The 19,275-nt window shown below is 63.8% G+C and carries 18 protein-coding genes; 14 read left to right on the forward strand and 4 right to left on the reverse strand.

Annotation, left to right across the window (positions count from 1 at the left end; genetic code table 11):
- Positions 1-121: 121 nt before the first annotated feature.
- The 7 genes from B9A23_RS10775 (at position 122) to B9A23_RS10805 (ending at position 6,587) form a co-directional block, all read left to right on the forward strand.
- A complete protein-coding gene (locus tag B9A23_RS10775) occupies positions 122-1,954 on the forward strand; it encodes an acyltransferase family protein (protein ID WP_254895075.1) in 1,833 nt (610 codons plus the stop codon).
- Between the two features lie 90 nt (positions 1,955-2,044).
- Positions 2,045-3,361 (forward strand): adenylosuccinate lyase, encoded by a 1,317-nt coding sequence (gene purB / locus B9A23_RS10780; RefSeq protein ID WP_084278897.1) that lies wholly within the window; start codon positions 2,045-2,047, stop codon positions 3,359-3,361.
- A 133-nt stretch (positions 3,362-3,494) separates the two neighbouring features.
- Positions 3,495-3,806, forward strand: a complete 312-nt coding sequence (locus B9A23_RS10785) for a lipopolysaccharide assembly protein LapA domain-containing protein (protein WP_084278898.1) — start codon at positions 3,495-3,497, stop codon at positions 3,804-3,806.
- Positions 3,803-4,477 carry an orotidine-5'-phosphate decarboxylase gene (gene pyrF, locus B9A23_RS10790; protein WP_084278900.1) on the forward strand — a complete coding sequence of 225 codons (675 nt, stop codon included), beginning with the start codon at positions 3,803-3,805 and terminating at the stop codon, positions 4,475-4,477. The genes B9A23_RS10785 and pyrF overlap by 4 nt, the downstream gene beginning before the upstream one ends.
- A 4-nt stretch (positions 4,478-4,481) precedes the next feature.
- The gene (locus B9A23_RS10795; RefSeq protein ID WP_084278901.1) at positions 4,482-4,988 is read left to right on the forward strand and encodes a GNAT family N-acetyltransferase; all 507 of its coding nucleotides are present in this window, start codon (positions 4,482-4,484) and stop codon (positions 4,986-4,988) included.
- A 181-nt stretch (positions 4,989-5,169) separates the two neighbouring features.
- Positions 5,170-5,898: an SIMPL domain-containing protein gene (locus tag B9A23_RS10800; protein ID WP_084279232.1), complete on the forward strand. Its 729-nt coding sequence runs from the start codon at positions 5,170-5,172 to the stop codon at positions 5,896-5,898.
- A gap of 44 nt (positions 5,899-5,942) precedes the next feature.
- Complete coding sequence (locus B9A23_RS10805) at positions 5,943-6,587, forward strand: phosphoribosylanthranilate isomerase (protein ID WP_084278903.1); 645 nt, start codon at positions 5,943-5,945, stop codon at positions 6,585-6,587.
- A 66-nt stretch (positions 6,588-6,653) separates the two neighbouring features.
- Here the strand turns inward: B9A23_RS10805 and B9A23_RS10810 are convergent, their stop codons facing one another.
- On the reverse strand, positions 6,654-7,115 hold the full coding sequence (locus B9A23_RS10810) for an outer membrane protein (protein ID WP_084278905.1): 462 nt from the start codon (positions 7,113-7,115) through the stop codon (positions 6,654-6,656).
- A gap of 367 nt (positions 7,116-7,482) precedes the next feature.
- Here B9A23_RS10810 and trpB point away from each other — a divergent pair, with 367 nt between their 5' ends.
- The 4 genes from trpB (at position 7,483) to B9A23_RS10830 (ending at position 11,841) form a co-directional block, all read left to right on the forward strand.
- Positions 7,483-8,697: a tryptophan synthase subunit beta gene (gene trpB / locus B9A23_RS10815; protein ID WP_084279234.1), complete on the forward strand. Its 1,215-nt coding sequence runs from the start codon at positions 7,483-7,485 to the stop codon at positions 8,695-8,697.
- A 175-nt stretch (positions 8,698-8,872) separates the two neighbouring features.
- A complete protein-coding gene (gene trpA / locus B9A23_RS10820) occupies positions 8,873-9,673 on the forward strand; it encodes a tryptophan synthase subunit alpha (RefSeq protein ID WP_084278907.1) in 801 nt (266 codons plus the stop codon).
- Positions 9,670-10,521: an acetyl-CoA carboxylase, carboxyltransferase subunit beta gene (gene accD, locus B9A23_RS10825; RefSeq protein ID WP_084278909.1), complete on the forward strand. Its 852-nt coding sequence runs from the start codon at positions 9,670-9,672 to the stop codon at positions 10,519-10,521. Before trpA ends, accD begins: the two co-directional genes overlap by 4 nt.
- A 12-nt stretch (positions 10,522-10,533) precedes the next feature.
- A complete protein-coding gene (locus B9A23_RS10830) occupies positions 10,534-11,841 on the forward strand; it encodes a bifunctional folylpolyglutamate synthase/dihydrofolate synthase (protein ID WP_084278910.1) in 1,308 nt (435 codons plus the stop codon).
- Here B9A23_RS10830 and B9A23_RS10835 read toward each other — a convergent pair.
- Positions 11,838-13,157 (reverse strand): AmpG family muropeptide MFS transporter, encoded by a 1,320-nt coding sequence (locus B9A23_RS10835; RefSeq protein ID WP_084278911.1) that lies wholly within the window; start codon positions 13,155-13,157, stop codon positions 11,838-11,840. The two genes, B9A23_RS10830 and B9A23_RS10835, sit on opposite strands and share 4 nt — an antisense overlap.
- A gap of 98 nt (positions 13,158-13,255) precedes the next feature.
- On the opposite strand from B9A23_RS10835, the gene B9A23_RS10840 reads away from it, so the two are divergent.
- Together B9A23_RS10840 and rsmD are read left to right on the forward strand one after the other, a co-directional pair.
- A complete protein-coding gene (locus tag B9A23_RS10840) occupies positions 13,256-14,152 on the forward strand; it encodes a pseudouridine synthase (protein WP_084278913.1) in 897 nt (298 codons plus the stop codon).
- Entirely contained in the window at positions 14,152-14,697 is a 546-nt protein-coding gene (rsmD, locus tag B9A23_RS10845) for a 16S rRNA (guanine(966)-N(2))-methyltransferase RsmD (protein WP_084278915.1), read from the forward strand. Before B9A23_RS10840 ends, rsmD begins: the two co-directional genes overlap by 1 nt.
- Here the strand turns inward: rsmD and B9A23_RS10850 are convergent.
- Together B9A23_RS10850 and B9A23_RS10855 are read right to left on the reverse strand one after the other, a co-directional pair.
- Complete coding sequence (locus B9A23_RS10850) at positions 14,694-15,953, reverse strand: MFS transporter (RefSeq protein ID WP_084278916.1); 1,260 nt, start codon at positions 15,951-15,953, stop codon at positions 14,694-14,696. The two genes, rsmD and B9A23_RS10850, sit on opposite strands and share 4 nt — an antisense overlap.
- A gap of 177 nt (positions 15,954-16,130) precedes the next feature.
- Positions 16,131-16,802 (reverse strand): hypothetical protein, encoded by a 672-nt coding sequence (locus B9A23_RS10855; protein WP_084278917.1) that lies wholly within the window; start codon positions 16,800-16,802, stop codon positions 16,131-16,133.
- Positions 16,803-16,973: 171 nt separating this feature from the next.
- Here B9A23_RS10855 and B9A23_RS10860 point away from each other — a divergent pair, with 171 nt between their 5' ends.
- Entirely contained in the window at positions 16,974-19,268 is a 2,295-nt protein-coding gene (locus B9A23_RS10860; protein ID WP_084278918.1) for an ATP-dependent helicase, read from the forward strand.
- Positions 19,269-19,275 lie beyond the last annotated feature (7 nt).

Below are 19,275 nucleotides of genomic sequence, written 5' to 3' on the forward strand. Positions count from 1 at the left end.
GGTGGCGCTGGATCTTGAAGAAAACCGGAACTACTCGCTTGGCAAATCCTCAATAAACCGATGACGCAAACTTGATAAACCAAAGTGACTCTGCAATCCCTTCCCTTGGGGTGGGAAGACAGTGTCTCCAGGCAGCAGGCGAAGGGCTGAAATAGAAGGATTGCGCGCAGTCGCCGTGGTCCCTGTCATGCTGTTCCACGCCGGAATAACGGGATTTGAAGGCGGCTTTGTCGGCGTCGACATATTCTTCGTCATCAGCGGCTATCTCATTACACGCATCATCCGATCAGAGACTAATTCCAGCAATTTCAATATTTTGAATTTCTACGCGCGTCGTGCACGCCGGCTTTTGCCCGCTCTTTCGGTCATGCTTTTCGCCAGCACCGCAATGGCATGCGCCATCTTCGTGCGGGACGATCTGCGAAAGTTCGGCCAAGCGCTCGGCGCGACCGGGATTTTCGCGGCCAATCTCCTGTTCGCACGCAAGGTTGGCTACTTCGATGACACCGAAGGATATGCGCCGCTGCTGCACATGTGGAGCCTCGCGGTAGAGGAGCAGTTCTACCTGCTGTTCCCGCTGTGCCTTGCGGCGCTATGCCGCTGGCGAAGGTCGATGCTGGTCCCGTTGCTGGCGGCCGGGACGATTGCCGGATTTGCCTATGCAATGACAGCCGCGTTGCAAACGCCGCAGGCCGCGTTCTACCTGCCCCAGACCCGGACCTGGGAACTGCTCGCAGGGGCGGCAAGTGCAACCCTTGCCCGGCGACAGCGGCCGGAACTTGCCCTTGCTGGTCTGGCAATGGTTCTGGCAGGGATCGCGGTGGCGAGGCCCGCCATGACCTTGCCGGGGCCCGTCTTGCTCCTCTCGGTGATCGGGACCTGCCTTGTTCTCGTCCATGGCAATACGCAATCGGCGGCGCACCGACTGTTGAGCACGAGGCCCCTCGTTGCCATCGGAGGAGCGTCGTACGGGCTTTACCTCTGGCATGTGCCGCTTCTTGCCTTCATTCATTACAGCTGGCTGGGCGAGGTGCCGCTCTGGCTCAGGCTGGCAGCCCTGCTCATCGCCTGCGCTCTGGGCTTTTCATCGCTTCGCCTGATCGAAACTCCTGTGCGGGAACGGCGCCTCTTGAGGCACCCCACATCCCTCTGGGCCTTCGCCGCAGCGACTGTCGGGCTGCCTGCAGGGTTTGGAGCAGCCGCTCATTTCGACCGACTGCCAACCGTTGAACCGGCGAACGCTGCGGCGCTTGTGCCGGAAACGGTCCTTCCCGACTCGGGCGTAGCCTTCGTGCTCTATGGTGACAGCCATGCGCGCCAGTACATGCAGGCGGCGAGCCGGCGGTGGCCTGACGGCGCGCTGCTTACCGCCAATGGCTGCATGTCGCTGCCCCACGCCAGCAATTCTCCCGAGCAAACGTCCACGGCCGTGGCCTGCCGGGCGCTGGTCGACGAACTGGTGACTTATGCAAGGCGCACCCGCCCCCGCACCGTGTTCTGGGCGCAGCGCTGGGAGCGGGATATCTACGCCGCCAGCAGCGGCAAGAATCTGGGCTGGACCAATGGCACGGGTCTTCCCGCTCTCCTCACCGGCATTGGCGAAGTTGCTGCGGAATTGCCCGTCGGCACCCGTCTGGTCCTGATTGGCAGCATTCCCACCGCCGCAGCGGCCGGTCCCGAGATGGCGGGCGGACCCGAGCGCTGCAAACGCTACGTCAATGTCACCTGCCCAAGCAGCTACCCGGCACGGGAAGCTGAGGCGCGTGCAGTCAATGCCGCCCTCAAGGCCTTTGCTCTTGGCAATCCTCGCATTGCCTACGTCGATCCGTCGGACGTGCTGTGCAACGCCACGGACTGCCTGCTGCGCGGTCCCCGAGGCCCGGTCTACGCCGATGCTACCCATCTGACGCCCGACTATGCCAATGCCGTAGCGGCACTGTTCCCTGAACCGTGACGCCGAGCTTGGCGCGGCCCCTTGCCATCGCCGCGCTCTGCGCCTAGCGGCCCCGGCAAGCCCGAGATTACGATTTGCACGGAGTCGAACATGGTCCCCCGCTACGCCCGCCCAACGATGACCGCGATCTGGGAGCCGGAAGCCCGCTATCGCATCTGGTTCGAGATCGAGGCGCACGCCACCGAGAAGCTGGGCGAACTGGGCGTGGTGCCGCCATCCGGTGCCAAGGCATTGTGGGACTGGTGGGCGACCAACCCGACGATCGACGTTGCCGCGATTGACGCGATCGAAGCCGTGACCAAGCACGACGTGATCGCGTTCCTTGACTGGGTGGCGCAGCAGGTCGGCCCCGAGGCGCGTTTCATGCACCAGGGCATGACCAGCTCGGACGTGCTCGACACCACGCTCAGCGTGCAACTCGCTCGTGCCTCGGACCTGCTTCTTGCCGACCTTGATGCCCTGCTTGAGGCGATCAAGCGCCGCGCCTTCGAGCACAAGTACACGCCGACCATCGGCCGCAGCCACGGCATCCATGCCGAGCCCACCACTTTCGGCAAGAAGCTTGCAGAAGCCTATGCCGAGTTCACCCGCTGCCGGGCGCGCCTTGTTGCGGCGCGCGCCGAAGTGGCGACTTGCGCGATCTCGGGCGCGGTCGGGACCTTCGCCAACATCGATCCTGCCGTCGAGGAATACGTGGCCGACAAGCTCGGCCTTGCTGTCGAGCCAGTGTCGACGCAGGTCATCCCGCGCGATCGCCATGCAATGTTCTTTGCGACGCTGGGCGTGATTGCCTCGTCGATCGAGCGCCTTGCCGTGGAAATTCGCCACCTGCAGCGCACCGAAGTTCTGGAAGCCGAGGAATACTTCTCGCCCGGCCAGAAGGGCTCGTCGGCGATGCCGCACAAGCGCAATCCCGTGCTGACCGAGAACCTGACCGGATTGGCCCGTATGGTCCGCTCGGCCGTCACGCCTGCGCTCGAGAACGTGGCGCTGTGGCACGAGCGCGACATCTCGCACTCCTCAGTTGAACGCTTCATCGGGCCGGACGCCACGATCACGTTGGATTTCGCCCTAGCCCGCCTGACCTCGGTGGTCGACAAGCTGGTGATCTATCCCGAGCGGATGCAGAAGAACCTCGACAAGATGGGCGGGCTTGTTCACTCGCAGCGCGTCCTGCTGGCGCTGACCCAGGCCGGTCTGGAACGCGATGCCTCCTACCGCCTCGTGCAGCGCAACGCGATGAAGGTCTGGGAATCCGACGGTCAGCTTTCGTTGCTGGAACTGCTCAAGGCTGATCCCGAAGTCGCCGCCGTTCTGAGCGCAGAGCAGATCGAGGAGAAGTTCAACCTCGACTACCATTTCAAGGCGATCGACACGATCTTCGCGCGGGTGTTCGGAGAAGCCTGACGAGGCCCCCTTGCGTCCCCGTGCGGGCGGGGACGCTGCACGCACACCAGGGCAAGGCAGCAGGGACTCGCCAAGAGGCTTAACCTGCCTTAATCAGGGCGGGTTCGGACGGGTGGCTCACGGAGCGAAAGGCATGGGAATGCTGCGCACGATTTTCTGGGTTCTCGTCATTGCGGTGCTCGCCGCGTTCACGGCCGCCAACTGGCAGCCGGTTGAAGTCCGCATCTGGGAAGGGCTGCTGCTCGAAACCCGGCTTCCAGCGCTGGTCATCCTTGCCTTCCTGCTTGGACTGGTGCCGACCTGGTTGATCTATCGCGCCACGCGCTGGCGCCTGCTGCGGCGCATTGCCAATCTCGAGGCGCAGCTGAACGTGAAGACCGCGCCCTCGCTTTCCTCCACCAACCTCGAAGCCGCCGCTGCGGAAAACAGAAGCGAGACCTTGTGAGCAATCCGATCTACCTTGCCCTCGACCTGCCCCGGCTCGATGCCGCCGTTGCGCTTGCCCAGAAGGTCAAGGGCCATGTCGGTGGGCTCAAGCTGGGCCTCGAGTTCTTCTGCGCGCACGGCCACCACGGCGTGCACGAAGTGGCCAAGGTAGGCTTGCCGATCTTCCTCGACCTCAAGCTGCACGATATCCCGAACACGGTGGCGGGCGCGATGCAATCAATTCACGTGCTTGAACCTGCCATCGTCACGATCCACGCCGGCGGAGGGCGCGCCATGATGGAAGACGCCAAGGCGGCAGCTGGCGAGCATACCAAGGTTGTCGCGGTCACGGTGCTGACCAGCCTCGATGACGGGGACATGGCGGCCATGGGCGTCGGTGGATCGGCCTATGACCAGGCGCTGCGGCTCGCCGATCTGGCGCAGGAAGCCGGGCTCGATGGCATCGTCTGCTCGGGCCATGAGGTCGGGGCAATTCACAAGCGCTGGAAGAATGGCTACTTCGTCGTTCCCGGCCTGCGCCCCGCCGACGGCAAGCTGGGTGACCAGAAGCGCGCCGTGACCCCGCGAGCCGCGCGCGATGCAGGGGCAAGCGTGCTGGTCATCGGCCGCCCGATCAGCCGCGCGGAAGACCCTGTCGCCGCCGCGCGCGCGATCGAAGCCACGCTTTGACTCCATGATCCGGTTCCGGTTGGCCAGAGCGGGAGATGTTCCGGCGCTGCGGGCGCTGGTCGAGAAAGCCTATCGCGGGCAAAGCGCCAAACGGGGGTGGACGCATGAGGCGGACCTGCTTCATGACGAACGCACCAGCGATGCCGAGCTGACCGCAACGATCGCTGCAGATTCCTCGCTCGTGCTGCTTGCCGAAATCGAAGGATCGCTTGCCGGGACGGTCACGATCACGAATCTCGGCAACGGCCGTGCCTATCTTGGCATGCTGTGCGTAGATCCGGACATGCAGGCCGAAGGACTGGGCCGCGCGCTGATTGCCGATGCCGAGGACATGGCCGCAGAGCAATTCGGTGCGCAAAGCATGGAGATGACCGTGATCGACGCGCGCCCTGAACTCATCGCCTGGTACGAGCGGCGTGGTTACGCGAACAGCGGCGAAACACGTCCGTTTCCCAATGGCGATGCAGTGCCATTCCGGATGGTGGTGCTGGAGAAAACACTGTTATCCTAAAGAGATGCGAAAACATCAGGCATTAATGACGAAGGATTAATGCAGGTTCGAACGTTAAAGCGGGCACCAATTCAGGTGCGCGACAGTTGAATTGGGCAAATCTTGTCGCAACAAGCAGGAGACAAGCCCCGTGAAGTTCTTCAAATCCGCTACCGTTCTTGCCGCGCTGCCTCTTGTCGCGATGGCAGGGCTTGGCATTGCCCAGAGCGCCAGTGCGCAGACAGTTTCGGCAGGTCCGGTCGTCGCTGCCGGCAATACGCTGCTCAACATTGCGGTTGAGGGCAAGGTCGCCCGCACACCCGACCTGGCGCTGTTCAGCGCTGGAGTTACCACGCAAGGCAAGACTGCAGGTGAAGCGCTGACCGAGAATGCGCAGCGCATGACCGCGGTCATCGCCGCACTGAAGAAGGCCGGCATTGCCGAGCGTGATATCCAGACCAGCAATCTCTCGGTAAACCCGGTCTATGGGCAGCCCAAGCGCTTGCCCGATGGATCGTTCGAGCAGACGGACCCGGTCATCGTCGGCTACCAGGCGACAAACCAGGTATCTGTCCGCCAGCGCAAGATCGACCAGTACGGCAAGGTGATCGACACGCTGGTTTCTGCTGGCGCCAATCAGGTCAACGGTCCGTCTTTCCAGATCGACAGCCCCGAAGGCGCGCTCGACGAGGCGCGGATTGCGGCCATGAGCAAGGCTCGTGCGCGGGCCGATCTCTATGCCAAGGCCGCCGGCCTGCGGGTGGTGCGTGTGCTTTCGATCAGCGAGAATGGCGGCTTCGCGCCGCCTCCGCAGCCCCCGATCATGTTCGCGCGGGAAGCGATGTCCTCTGCCCCCAAATCGTCGCCAGTAGCCGCGGGGGAGCTGGAAATGACCGTGACGGTCAACGTGAGCTACGAACTCGCCCCCTGAGCCGTAATTGACAGAGGCGGCGCGTTGAACGTAACGCGCCGCCAATGCCCGGACCATCGATCAAAATCTGCGGGATCACTACCCGCGACGCGCTCGCCGCCACCATCGAGGCGCGGGCAAGCCATGTCGGCTTCAATTTCTTTCCACCATCTCCGCGCTTTCTCGCACTGAAAGATGCGCCGGCGCTGGCGGCACAGGCTGAAGGCCGTCTGACCCGCGTGGGCGTTTTCGTCGATGCCGACGATCGGTTGCTGGGCGAGGCGGTTGCTTGCGCCCGCCTCGACGCCATCCAGTTGCATGGGCACGAAGACGCAGCGCGGGCCGCTGCCATCCGCACCCGCTTTGGCAAGCCGGTGTGGAAGGTAATCTCGGTCGCCGGCCCCGGAGATGTTGCCAAGGCCGATGCCTACGCAGGCGTTGCCGACTTCATCCTGTTCGATGCCAAGACGCCCAAGGGCGCAGCCCTGCCCGGCGGCCTCGGCCTCGCCTTCGACTGGAACCTGTTGCGCGCCTACAAGGGGCCACTGCCCTGGGGGCTGGCCGGTGGGCTTTCGCCAACGAACGTCGCTGATGCCGTGCGCGAAACTGGCACCACCCTCGTCGATGTGTCCTCGGGCGTTGAAAGCGCGCCCGGCGTGAAGGACGCCGACCGCATCCGCACCTTCTGCTTCAACGCTCGCACGGCTTGAGAACATGTGAAAACGGGCGACCTCCTGCAAGGCCGCCCGCTTCATTTCGCTTGTCGCGAAGTTCGATCAGAACTTCACGCCGAGGCCGACGACAGCCGCGTCGGTGTCGGTCAGCAGGGCGTTGTCGGCGAAGAAGTGGCGGTACTCGACCTTGCCATAGAACTTGCCGAACGAGTGCTGATAGCCAGCGCCCAGCGACCAGGCGCCTTCTGCGTTGTCAGCGATTTCGGTGTTGTAGCCACCGACGGCATAGAGCTTGCCGTTGTCCATGACCTTCGCGCCAATGCGGCCGTTGAAGCCGAACGACACCTTGTAGCCCGATGCCAGAACCTTGTCGGCCGAAACTTCGGCACCGACGAAGGCAGCCTGACCGAGGTCATAGTCGTAGCCGGCGGCAACGCCAGCAAGCGCTTCGGTGTTGCTGTCATTCCAGACAGCGCCGCCGCGTGCTTCGACGCGGGTTTCGTTGGCAAGAGCCGGGGTAGCCGCAACAAGCGAGGCGGCGAGAGAGATAAGAACCAGACGCATAATTGTACTCCTGACTTTTTGGCCCCTTCTGTGAAGGTGGCGAGGCGTCAGGTAGGTTGCGACCGTTTCGGAGACAATGCAAAAAATCACAGGAGAGTCAGATCGAATAATAATGTGACATCACTGCAACATTAGGCCCGCTAACAAAGATCGTTACTTTTGATATTTACTTGACCATTATTATAACACGAAAAGGCGACCCCTTTCGGAGCCGCCTTCACGACGTTGCGAACCCCAGCTAGATTGTTTTATATTGATCCTGGATGAACGGCGCGTGCAGGATCTTGCAATCTTGCTGTGGCCTGCCCCAAAGTCACCACCTTTGCCAATCTGGACTTTCCGCAAAGGCTCTGCCAAGCGCAGCGCCATGACCGTGCAAACACCGAACAGCTTCCGCAACCAGCCCGATGAACGCGGCCACTTCGGCCAGTTCGGCGGCCGCTATGTCGCTGAAACGCTGATGCCGCTGATCCTCGATCTCGAGCAGGAATACCGCAAGGCCAAGGCTGACCCGGCGTTCCAGGCAGAGTTCGACGACCTGCTCGAACATTACGTAGGCCGGCCAAGCCCGCTCTATTTCGCGCCCCGGCTGACGGAAGAGCTTGGCGGCGCGCAAGTCTGGTTCAAGCGCGACGAGCTGAACCACACCGGTGCGCACAAGATCAACAACTGCATCGGCCAGATCCTGCTCGCCATGCGCATGGGCAAGACGCGGATCATCGCCGAGACCGGCGCGGGCCAGCACGGCGTGGCCACGGCCACGGTATGTGCGCGCTTCGGCCTGCCTTGCGTGATCTTCATGGGCGCAACCGACGTTGAACGCCAGAAGCCCAACGTGTTCCGCATGAAGCTGCTCGGCGCGGAAGTCGTGCCGGTCACGGCGGGCGCAGGCACGCTGAAGGACGCGATGAACGAGGCGCTGCGCGACTGGGTGGCGAACGTCCACAACACGTTCTACATCATCGGCACCGCCGCTGGCCCTCACCCGTACCCTGAGCTGGTTCGCGATTTCCAGAGCGTGATCGGCAAGGAAGCGCGCGCGCAGATGCTGAGCCGCATCGGCCGCCTGCCCGACCTGCTGGTCGCCGCGATCGGTGGCGGATCGAACGCCATCGGTCTGTTCCACCCGTTCCTCGACGATGCCAGCGTCAAGATGCTGGGCGTTGAGGCGGCAGGGCATGGGCTGGACAAGGAGCACGCCGCGAGCCTTGCAGGCGGACGCCCCGGCATCCTCCACGGCAACAAGACCTATCTGCTGCAGGACGAGGACGGCCAGATTACCGAAGGCCACTCGATCTCGGCGGGCCTCGACTATCCCGGCATTGGCCCTGAGCATTCGTGGCTCAAGGAAATCGGCCGCGTGGACTATACCTCGGTCACCGACGTTGAGGCATTGGACGGCTTCCAGCTGCTCTGCCGCACCGAAGGCATCATCCCCGCGCTTGAGCCCGCCCACGCGATTGCGGCAGTGAAGAAGATCGCCCCAACCATGGGCAAGGACCAGATCATCCTCGCCAACCTGTGCGGACGGGGGGACAAGGATATCTTCTCGGTCGCGGAGCACTTGGGGGTTTCGCTTTGAGATGGACGGTTTTGCTGATTGGCGCAGCGGCGGCAAGCCTTGCGGTCGGTCGGCTTGCGGCGGCGATTGGTTTCGACTCCGACAGCAAATCATTTTTGGTTAGCCTCACGGGCGTACTGATAGGAATGTATCTCCCGCGAACCCAGCTATTCAAATCCTTGAAGAATGACCGCGTATGACCCGCCTCTCCTCCGCCTTCGCCAAGGGCCGCCCTGCCCTCGTAACTTTCGTCACTGGCGGTGATCCGACGCCTGACGCCACTGCCTCCATCCTCGACGCGCTCGTCGAAGGTGGCGCGGACGTGATCGAACTGGGCATGCCCTTCACCGATCCGATGGCCGATGGTCCGGCGATCCAGCTGGCGAACCTGCGTTCGCTCGGCGCTGGCACCAAGACTGCCGACATCCTGCGCATCGCTACCGAGTTCCGAGCACGTCACCCCGAAGTGCCGCTGGTGCTGATGGGCTATGCCAATCCAATGACCATTCGCGGGAGCGAGTGGTTCGCCGCCGAGTGCGTCAAGGCGGGCGTCGATGGCGTCATCTGCGTCGACATTCCGCCCGAGGAGGACCCGGAACTGGGTCCGGCCCTGCGCGCGGCGGGCGTCTCGCTGATCCGCCTCGCCACGCCCACGACTGACGCTGCCCGGCTTCCTGCCGTGCTGGATGGCTCTTCGGGCTTTCTCTATTACGTCTCGGTCGCCGGCATCACCGGCATGCAGCAGGCGGCGCAGGCCTCGATTGATGAAGCCGTGGCGCGGATCAAGGCTTCGGCAACGATCCCGGTTGCGGTCGGCTTCGGCGTCCGCACGCCCGAACAGGCCGGGGCCATTGCCAAGGTTGCCGATGGCGTCGTGGTCGGTTCGGCCTTTATCGATCTGGTCGAAAAGCATGGCGCGGATGCCGCAGGTCCGATCAAGGAACTCACCGCCGCATTGGCCGCTGCCGTCCACTCCGCTCGTAGGGAAATCGCATGAGCTGGCTCAACAAGGTCCGTAACGCCCTCCCCTTCACGCCGAAGCGGGACACGCCGGACAACCTGTGGATCAAGTGCCCTTCGTGCAGCGAAATGCTGTTCACCAAGGAGTACGAAGAGAACCTCTCGGTCTGCCCGCATTGCGACCACCACGGCCGCATCGGAGCGGACGCTCGGTTCGACCAGTTGCTGGATGCTGGCTACGAATTGCTGCCCGCACCAAAGGTCAAGGAAGACCCGCTCAAGTTCCGCGACAGCAAGAAGTACGTTGACCGTATCAAGGCTGCCCGCGCCAGCAATCCGCACCCCGATGCGCTGACCAACGCCTTCGGCAAGATAGAGGGCCAGAAGGCGGTTGTCGGCGTTCAGGAGTTCGCGTTCATGGGCGGCTCGATGGGCATGGCCGTGGGCAATGCGTTCATCGCCGGGACCGAGCGTGCGATCAGGGAGACGTGCCCTTACATCGCCGTGACGGCCGCTGGCGGCGCGCGCATGCAGGAGGGCATCCTGTCGCTGATGCAGATGCCGCGTTCTACCGTGGCAATCTCGCGCCTGCGGGCTGCGGGCCTGCCCTATATCGTCGTGCTGACCGATCCGACGACCGGCGGCGTGACCGCATCCTACGCGATGCTGGGCGACGTGCAGATTGCCGAACCGGGTGCGCTGATCGGCTTTGCCGGACAGCGCGTCATCCAGGACACGATCCGCGAGAAGCTGCCCGAAGGCTTCCAGCGCGCGGAGTACCTCCACGCTCACGGCATGGTGGACATGGTCACCCACCGCCGTGACCTGAAGGTCACGCTGGCTCAGGTGATCGACTACCTGATGGCGGGCAAGGCGGCGGCCTGATCGGAGCCTTCGATGAAGGACATCGCGATTTCCGAGAACCAGGCGGTGCAGGCGCAGCTTGACCGCCTCGGTGCGCTTTCGCTGCCATCGGGGCGTTTGGGCCTTGATACCGTGCGCGAACTCTGCGCACGGCTCGGTGATCCACAAGATCGCTTGCCGCCGGTTTTTCATGTCGCCGGCACCAACGGCAAGGGTTCGACCTGCGCCTACCTGCGCTACATCCTCGAGGCTCAAGGACTGACTGTCCATTCCGCGACCAAGCCTCACCTCGTCCGCTACAACGAACGCATCCGCATTGCAGGCAAGCTGATCGAGGACGAACTTCTTGCCGCGCTGCTCAAGGAAGTGCTTGATGCAAACGAAGGGCTGGAGCCGAGCTTCTTCGAGGTGACGACCGTCGCCACGTTCCTTGCCTACGCGCGTACACCAGCGGACGCCTGCGTGATCGAAACCGGTCTTGGCGGCAGGCTCGATGCGACAAACGTCATGCCAACCGCTGCGGTGTGCGGGATCGCGACGCTGGGGATGGATCACGAGGCATTCCTGCTTGCGCCTGAAGAGGGCGTCCCCGTTGATCCGCTGGCACGAATCGCGTTCGAGAAGGCAAGCATCGCCAAGCCCGGCGTGCCTCTCGTGACGATGGCCTATGCGCAGATCGCAGCCGATTCGGTAGCCGAGACGGCGGCTCGGATCGGTGCGCCGCTGGTCATGCGCGGGCGCGATTGGGATGCCGACATTGCAGGCTCGATTCTCTACCGCGATGAGTTTGGTGAAATCACGCTGCCCCTCCCCGCCTTGCCTGGCACGCATCAGGCAGAGAATGCGGCGCTCGCTGTGGCGATGATTCGCCACCAGCGCGCCGTGCAGGTAACCCTGGGTGCAGTCGGCAAGGGCATCGTCGACGCGCGCTGGCCCGCGCGGCTCCAGCGTCTCGGGGTCGGGCCGCTGACGGCTCTGGCGGGTGGTCGAACTGTCTGGCTCGATGGTGGGCACAACCCCGATGCAGGGCGTGCCATTGCGCGGCATCTCGAACACCAGCCCCCGGTGCACCTGATCATGGGGATGCTGGCGAACAAGGATCCGTCAGCCATTCTTGCACCGCTGGCGGATCGGGCATTGTCTATTTCGGTGGTGCCTGCGCCAGGCCACGATGCGCACAAGCCCGAAGACTTCGCGCCCTTCACCAGCCTTCCGGTAGGCAGTTTCGCGACGGTGCCCGAAGCGATTGCGGCGCTGCCCCCCGAGGGTGATGTCCTGATCGCTGGCTCTCTCTACCTCGCAGGCGAAGTTCTGCGGCTCAACGAAGAAATTCCGGACTAACCCTCTTCCTCCCCCGCCGTGCCCCCCGCCGTGCCCATGGCCGCGTCGACAAGGCCGCTGCGGCTCATCCACCAGAACAGCACGATGCCCGGCAGCGCCAGTACGGTGGTGAGCAGGTAGAAGTTGACGTAGCCCATGCTCTCGATCAGCGCGCCTGCCGTGGTTCCGGTGGCGAAGCGACCGACAATGCTCGCCGCTGCCGAAATCAGGGCATACTGGGCCGCCGTGTACCGCAAGTCGCACAGCGCCGAGAAGTAGGCGACCACGACGACGCCACCATAGCCCGAGGCGATGTTCTCGAAGCCTATCGCGCCGGCCATGCCCAGATTGGAATGCCCCGCTGCCGCAAGTGCGGCAAACGACAGGTTCGAAACCGCCATCAGCACGAGAGCCAGCAGGACCGAACGCTTGAGGCCCATCTTCGCATAGGCGACGCCACCGATGAAAACACCGATCAGATAGGCCCAGAAGCCGACGCCGACATCCCACAGCGCGATCTCATCGTTGGTAAAACCGAGATCGTCGAACAGCAGGCGGAAAGTGAGGTTCGCGAGCGTGTCGCCAACCTTGTGGACGAGGATGAACAGCAGCACCAGCCAGGCACCGTGACGGCGGAAGAACTCTCCGAACGGCCCGATGATCGAGGCTACGACTTCGCCCAGGCCCTTGCGCGCGGTCGGTTCGCGGTGACGCTCTGGCTCCCCAAGGACCAGCGCCGTCAGCATAGCAGGAAGCGCGAATAGGGCACAGGCAAGATAGGCTGCGCTCCAGCCAGAACGGGCCGATACCACCAGCGCCAGCGCACCAGCGCCGGCCGAGCCGATGCGCCAGCCATACTGGCTCATGCCCGAACCGGTGCCGAGCTGGTATGGCTTTAGCGTCTCTATTCGGTAGGCGTCGATCACGATGTCAAAGGTTGCTCCGGCCACGCCCACCAGCACGGCGGCCAATACCGTCGCCCCCAGATCTACCGATGGGTCGACGAGTGCGAGATTGGCAACAGCCGCCATGACCAGCGAGCCCGCCAAGAGCATCCACGAGACACGTTGCCCCAGCCGTCCGAGCAGGGGCAGATGCACGCCATCGACGAGCCAGGCCCAGAACACCTTCAGGTTGTAGACCAGAAACGCCAGCGTGAACGCGGTGACCGTCTTCTTGTCGATCCCGTCCTGCGCCAATCGGGTCGTCAAGGTCGCGCCGATCATTGCATAGGGAAAGCCCGAGGAGACGCCCAGGAAGAATGCGGCAAGCGATTCCTTCTCGAGATAGGGGCGCACCGAGTCCCACAGATTACGGTCACTGGCCTCGGTGCTCATCTCTGAATTCGCTCCCTCGATTGTTGCTGGCAGACTAGCGGCCAATTCATCAGGCGCTAGGGGTGACGGATAGCGCGTTCTCGCGTAAGGGCTGCGCCATGACTTTTCCCCCAAGAAACGGTGGCGATCGGCCGAAGCGGTTCAGTCCCCGGCCCGGCACACCTGAGAAGAAGCCTTTCTCGATGCGCAGCGGAGCGCCACGCACTTCGCAGCCTGTCGTGCCTGCAAAGCGTGCGCTGAACGAAGACGGCTCCGAACGCGAGGGCGACCGCATTGCCAAGCTGCTCGCCCGCGCCGGAATCGCCAGCCGCCGCGAGGTGGAGCGCATGATCGAGGAAGGCCGGGTCAAGATCGGCGACGAGATCGTCACCACGCCCGCCACGTTGCTCACAAGCCTCAAGGGTGTGAGCGTCGATGGCAAGATGGTCGGTCCGATTGCCGCGCCGCGCCTGTTCCGCTTCCACAAGCCCGCCGGCCTGATAACCGCCGAGCGCGATCCCACAGGTCGGCCCACCATCTACACCGCCCTGCGCAATGCCATGCCCAAGGACGCGCCGCGCGTCATGCCGGTCGGCCGCCTCGACGTGAACACCGAGGGGCTGCTGCTGATGACCAACGATGGCGAGTTGAAGCGCGCGCTTGAACTGCCCTCCACCGGCATCCCGCGCACCTACCGCGCCCGTACCTTTGGCGACATCACCCAGGCACGGCTTGAAGAGCTCATGGAAGGCGTCGAGATTGACGGGGTCCGCTATGGTCCGATCAATGCCAATCTCGAACGCAGCGCCAACCGCAACAAGTGGATCGAACTGACCCTTACCGAGGGCAAGAACCGCGAAGTACGCCGCGTGCTCGAACATCTCGGCCTTGAAGTGTCTCGCCTGCTGCGCATCAGCTATGGTCCGTTCGAACTCGCTGATCTGCAGCGCGGCTCTGTCGAGGAGATCCCGCAGGTCATGGTCGAACGCTTCCGCAAGACGCTGAAGAAGGCATAATGCGAATCATCGCCGGACAATGGCGCGGCCGCCCGTTGCGTGCACCCGAGGGTGACACGACCCGCCCCACCGCAGATCGCACGCGCGAGACGCTGTTCTCGATGCTCGCCAGCCGCCTCGGCAGCTTTGAAGACCTGACCGTGGCCGACCTGTTCGCAGGCTCCGGCGCGCTCGGCCTTGAAGCGCTGTCGCGTGGGGCTGCTTCGGCTATCTTCGTCGAGCAGGACCCGTCTGCGGTCCGCACCATCCGCGCCAACATTGCGGCGCTGCGCTGTGCCCCGCAGTGCGACGTGCGCGCCTCGTCGGTGCTCAGCCTCGGCGCAGTCAAGCAGCCGCTCGATCTCGTGATGCTCGATCCGCCTTATGGCACCGGCGCAGGCGCGGTCGCGATCGACCGGCTCTCCCGGCTTGGCTGGATCGGCGAGGCGACTTGGATTTGCCTTGAAACGGCTGCGAAGGAAGTGCCCGACGTTCGCGTCTGCGAAGTCGACGCCGAGCGCAAGGTGGGCAAGGCGTTGATCACGCTGATGCGGCTGAAGTCCTAAGCCGCCCGCCGGGGCGAGAACTGCACGCCAGCCAGAGTCATCGCCCCGGCCAGCGTCAGGAACAAACCGACATAGGCCGTGCCACCCACCCCTGCGAGCCATGCTGCCGCAAATGGCGCAAGTGCACCGCCGATGATCCCGCCCACGTTGAACGCCAGCGAAATGCCGGTGTAGCGCACTTCGACGGGATACAACGTCGGAAGCCATGCCCCGAGCGGGCCGTAGGCAAGGCCCATGACGAACAGTGCGCCTGCAAGCGTGGCAAAGACCACTGGCAAGGATGCCGAACCAAGGCCCGAGCCGAACACCAGCCCGACAATGACCGTCAGCGCAGCGCCCGTTCCTAGAACCCGGCGTGCCGAGGTCTTGTCCGCCCAGTAACCGGCGACGAGAATGCCAAGGGCAAGAAAGGTGTTTGCGCCAAGTTGCACGCTCAGGAAATCCTGTTTGGCGTAGCCGAGCTTGGTGGTCGCAAAGGAAAGCGCAAAGGTGGTCGCCAGATAGAAGATCGCAAAGCAGGCAACGACGCCTGCGATCCCCGCCAGCACCGCGCCCAGATGATGGCGGAACAGCACGCCGACAGGCACTTGCGGCGGCGGCGCCTTTTCCAGCGCTTCCCGAAATGCAGGTGTCTCGCCGATCTTCAGCCGTACCCACAGCCCCAGACCTACCAGCAACGCACTGGCCAGAAATGGCACGCGCCAACCCCAGGCGGCGAAGTCTGAATCCGACAGCCCCTTGCCAAGCAGCAGGAAAAGGCCATTCGCGAACAGGAAGCCAAGTGGTGCACCAAGCTGAGGCGCGCTGCCGAAGCGCGCTTCCCATCCCTTGGGCGCGTTTTCGACCGCGAGCAGCGAGGCCCCTCCCCACTCCCCGCCAAGGCCGAAGCCTTGCCCGAAGCGCAATAGGCAAAGCAGCGCGGGTGCAACCCCGCCGACCATCGCATAAGTGGGCAAGAAGGCGATCAGGAAGGTCGATCCCCCCATGAGCATCAGCGACGCGACGAGAGTCGACTTGCGCCCGATGCGGTCGCCAAAGTGACCAAACGCGATCGCGCCGATGGGCCGGGCGAAGAATGCCAGACCGAATGTCATGAACGCCAGCAGCGTCTGCGCTGTGTCGGACTCGGTTGGAAAGAACAGTGGGCCGATGACCAACGCGGCTGCAGTGGCGTATATATAGAAGTCGTAGAATTCGACCGCCGTACCAACGAGGCTTGCCGTCAGCACCCGCGCATTCTGCCTCAGTGGATGCACCAAAATCGCTACCCCTTCCGTCCAACCTCCGCAGCGATAGTTGGCCTTCGCCTCATCGGCAATCGTTGCCGTGCAATTGTCTCGAGGGGGTTGGAAATCGGCTTTGCAGGTGCGCTACGCACTAAAAAGGGGCGGATGCATGTCCGCATCCGCCCCCAAACATTTCAAACGCCGATGTTAGACGCCGCCACGATTACGGCAGCTGTCGGTCACGGTCTTGCTGCAGACCGGGTACTTCTTGTTCATGGCTTCAGCGGGCGGTGGAGCCATGTTCCCCGTGGTGCTGTTGCCCATGGCCATCCCGGCGCTCATTCCGCCCGATGCCGGGGTTGCTGGCTCAGCAGGCATAGCCGGAGTTGCGGGCGTGGCGCCGGTCCCCATGCCCGGGTTCGGCTGTGCGGGCGTTGCCGGCGTTGCGCCGGTCGAAGGCGTGGCGGTGCCGTTTACCTGCGCGATGATCGAAGGCCACACCTGCGTGCGCTGTTGCGGCGTCATCGCATAGATCTGCGCCTTCTGTTCGTCGGTCAGTGCCCACCAGCCCTTCTGCTGGTCTGCATCAAGATCCCAGAAATACTCCTGGTACGTCGCAGGCCAGGCGGCATACTTGGTCTTCTGTTCAGCCGGCCATGCGTCGATCTGCGACTGCTGGTCGGGCGCCGGAGAGAATGTGCCGCCAGTCGTTGCAGTGGTCGGCGCGGTCGTGTCCTGCGTGCCCATCGGCGAAGTGCTGTCCGGCATGCTGGTCGAGGTGCCCGTGGTCGTGGTCGTCGTCGCCGTGGTGTCCTGGGCGATGACCATGACCGGGGTCGAAGCGATCGCAAGCGCGCTCGCAGCAAAAAGGTTACGCATTGGCTATGCTCCTGTTCTGTTTATTCCCGAAGTGTGAACAGGCAAGCTGCCGCAGTTCCCGCAGTTCCCGACTGTGCGACGGCCTGCATGGACTCCTGCGACGAAGCGATGCTGCGACATTTCCGGCAAATGCGATTGCCGGTGCGGTCTTTGGTCCCTATCTGTTCACCCATGTCCGCTTCCGTTCCCGCAAATCCCGGCCAGGCCGATGCCTGGCTCGATGGCCTCAATCCGCCCCAGCAAGAGGCTGTAAAGACTACAGAAGGGCCGGTGCTGATGCTGGCGGGTGCAGGTACCGGAAAGACCGCCGCGCTCACCGCACGCCTTGCCAACCTGCTGCGCCAGCGGCTTGCCTGGCCGAGCGAGATCCTCTGCGTCACCTTCACCAACAAGGCTGCGCGCGAAATGCGCGAACGTGTCGGGCACCTGATCGGCCCGGCGGTGGAAGGCATGCCGTGGCTCGGTACCTTCCACTCCATCGCCGCCAAGATGCTGCGCCGCCATGCCGAGCTTGTCGGCCTGCAGAGCAACTTCACGATCATCGACACCGATGACCAGTTGCGCCTGCTCAAGCAGCTGATCGTGGCCGAGGGCGTCGATGACAAGCGCTGGCCGGCCAAGCAGCTTGCCGGCCTGATCGACAAGTGGAAGAACCGCGGGCTCAATCCCGGCGATCTCGATGCGCTGGAGAACGAGGCCTATGCCAATGGCAAGGGCCAGCGTTTCTACGCGCTCTACCAGAACCGGTTGCGCGAGCTGAACGCCTGCGATTTCGGCGACCTGCTGATGCACATGCTCAACATCTTCCGGCGCGAACGCGACGTGCTGGAATCCTGGCAGCAGCGCTTCAAGTACGTGATGGTGGACGAATACCAAGACACCAACGCCGTCCAGTACCTGTGGCTGCGGCTGCTTGCCCAGAACCGCAAGAACATCTGCGTGGTGGGTGACGACGACCAGTCGATCTATTCATGGCGCGGCGCGGAAGTCGCCAATATCCTGCGGTTCGAGAAGGATTTCCCCGGCGCGAAGGTGATCCGCCTCGAACAGAACTACCGCTCGACCCCGCACATCCTCGGCGCGGCTTCGGGCCTGATCGCGGAGAACTCCGAGCGCCTCGGCAAGACGCTGTGGACCGAGGTCGACGGCGGCGACAAGGTGCGCGTGATCGGCGTGTGGGACGCTCCCGAAGAAGCGCGGCGGATTGGCGAGGAAATCGAACGACTGGAGCGCGAGGGCGCACCGCTCGATCGCATTGCCATCCTCGTCCGCGCGCAGTTCCAGACGCGCACGATTGAAGACCGCTTCATCCAGATCGGCATGGGCTATCGCATCGTCGGCGGCTTCCGCTTCTACGAACGCGCCGAGATCCGCGATGCGCTGGCATACCTGCGCCAGATCGCCAGCCCGCAGGACGACCTTGCCTTCGAGCGGATCTACAACACCCCCAAGCGCGGCCTTGGCGACAAGACGCTGGAAAAGCTCCACCGCCATGCGCGGGCGCGGAGCATTCCGCTTTCGCTGGCGGCGGTCGAAATCCTCGACACCGACGAACTGCCCGCACGCGCGCGCAACACGCTCGCCGCGTTGATGCGGGACTTTGCCCGGTGGCGCGATGCGGCCAAGCAGCTGGTGCCCGCCGAACTCGCCCGCACCATCCTTGACGAAAGCGGCTACACTGCGGCGCTACAGGCGGAGAAGACCGCCGAAGCCGCCGGACGCCTCGAAAACCTCACCGAACTCGCCCGCGCGATGGAAGAATACGAGACGCTGGGGGATTTCCTTGAACACGTCAGCCTCGTCATGGACAACGAGAACACCGCCGATGAGGACAAGGTCACGATCATGACCATCCACGCCGCCAAGGGCCTTGAATTCGACAATGTGTTCCTGCCGGGGTGGGAGGAAGGCGTGTTCCCCTCGCAGCGCTCGCTCGATGAAGGCGGCCTTGCCTCGCTGGAGGAAGAGCGCCGCCTCGCCTATGTTGCGATCACCCGCGCGCGCCGCCGCTGCACGATCCTCCACGCCGCCAATCGCCAGATATATGGCCAGTGGACCAGCTCGATCCCCTCGCGCTTCATCGGCGAACTGCCAGCCGAACATATCGAGGAGGAAACCACGCTGTCAGGCGGCGCATCGATGTGGCGCGCCAACTGGAGCGAGCGGGACGATCCCTTCGCCCACGTGGCTCAGGCCAGCGCCAACCGCGCGGCCTCACGCGGCCCCGGTTGGCAACGCGCCGCCGCGCAGCCCTTCAACCCGGCGCCGCGCCGCATCGCCGAACCCACCCGCAGCGCCGCCAGCTTCGCCGCCAAACCGCGCGGCGACATCGGCGTGGGCGCGCGCGTCTTCCACGAAAAGTTCGGCTATGGCACCGTGGCCGAGCAGGAAGGCAACAAGCTGGAGATCGATTTCGAGGGCGGTGGAAGGAAGCGGGTGATCGACAGCTTTGTGAAGGTGGCTTGAGGGCGTT

Source organism: Novosphingobium sp. B1 (assembly GCF_900176395.1).
Classification (GTDB): Bacteria; Pseudomonadota; Alphaproteobacteria; order Sphingomonadales; family Sphingomonadaceae; genus Novosphingobium.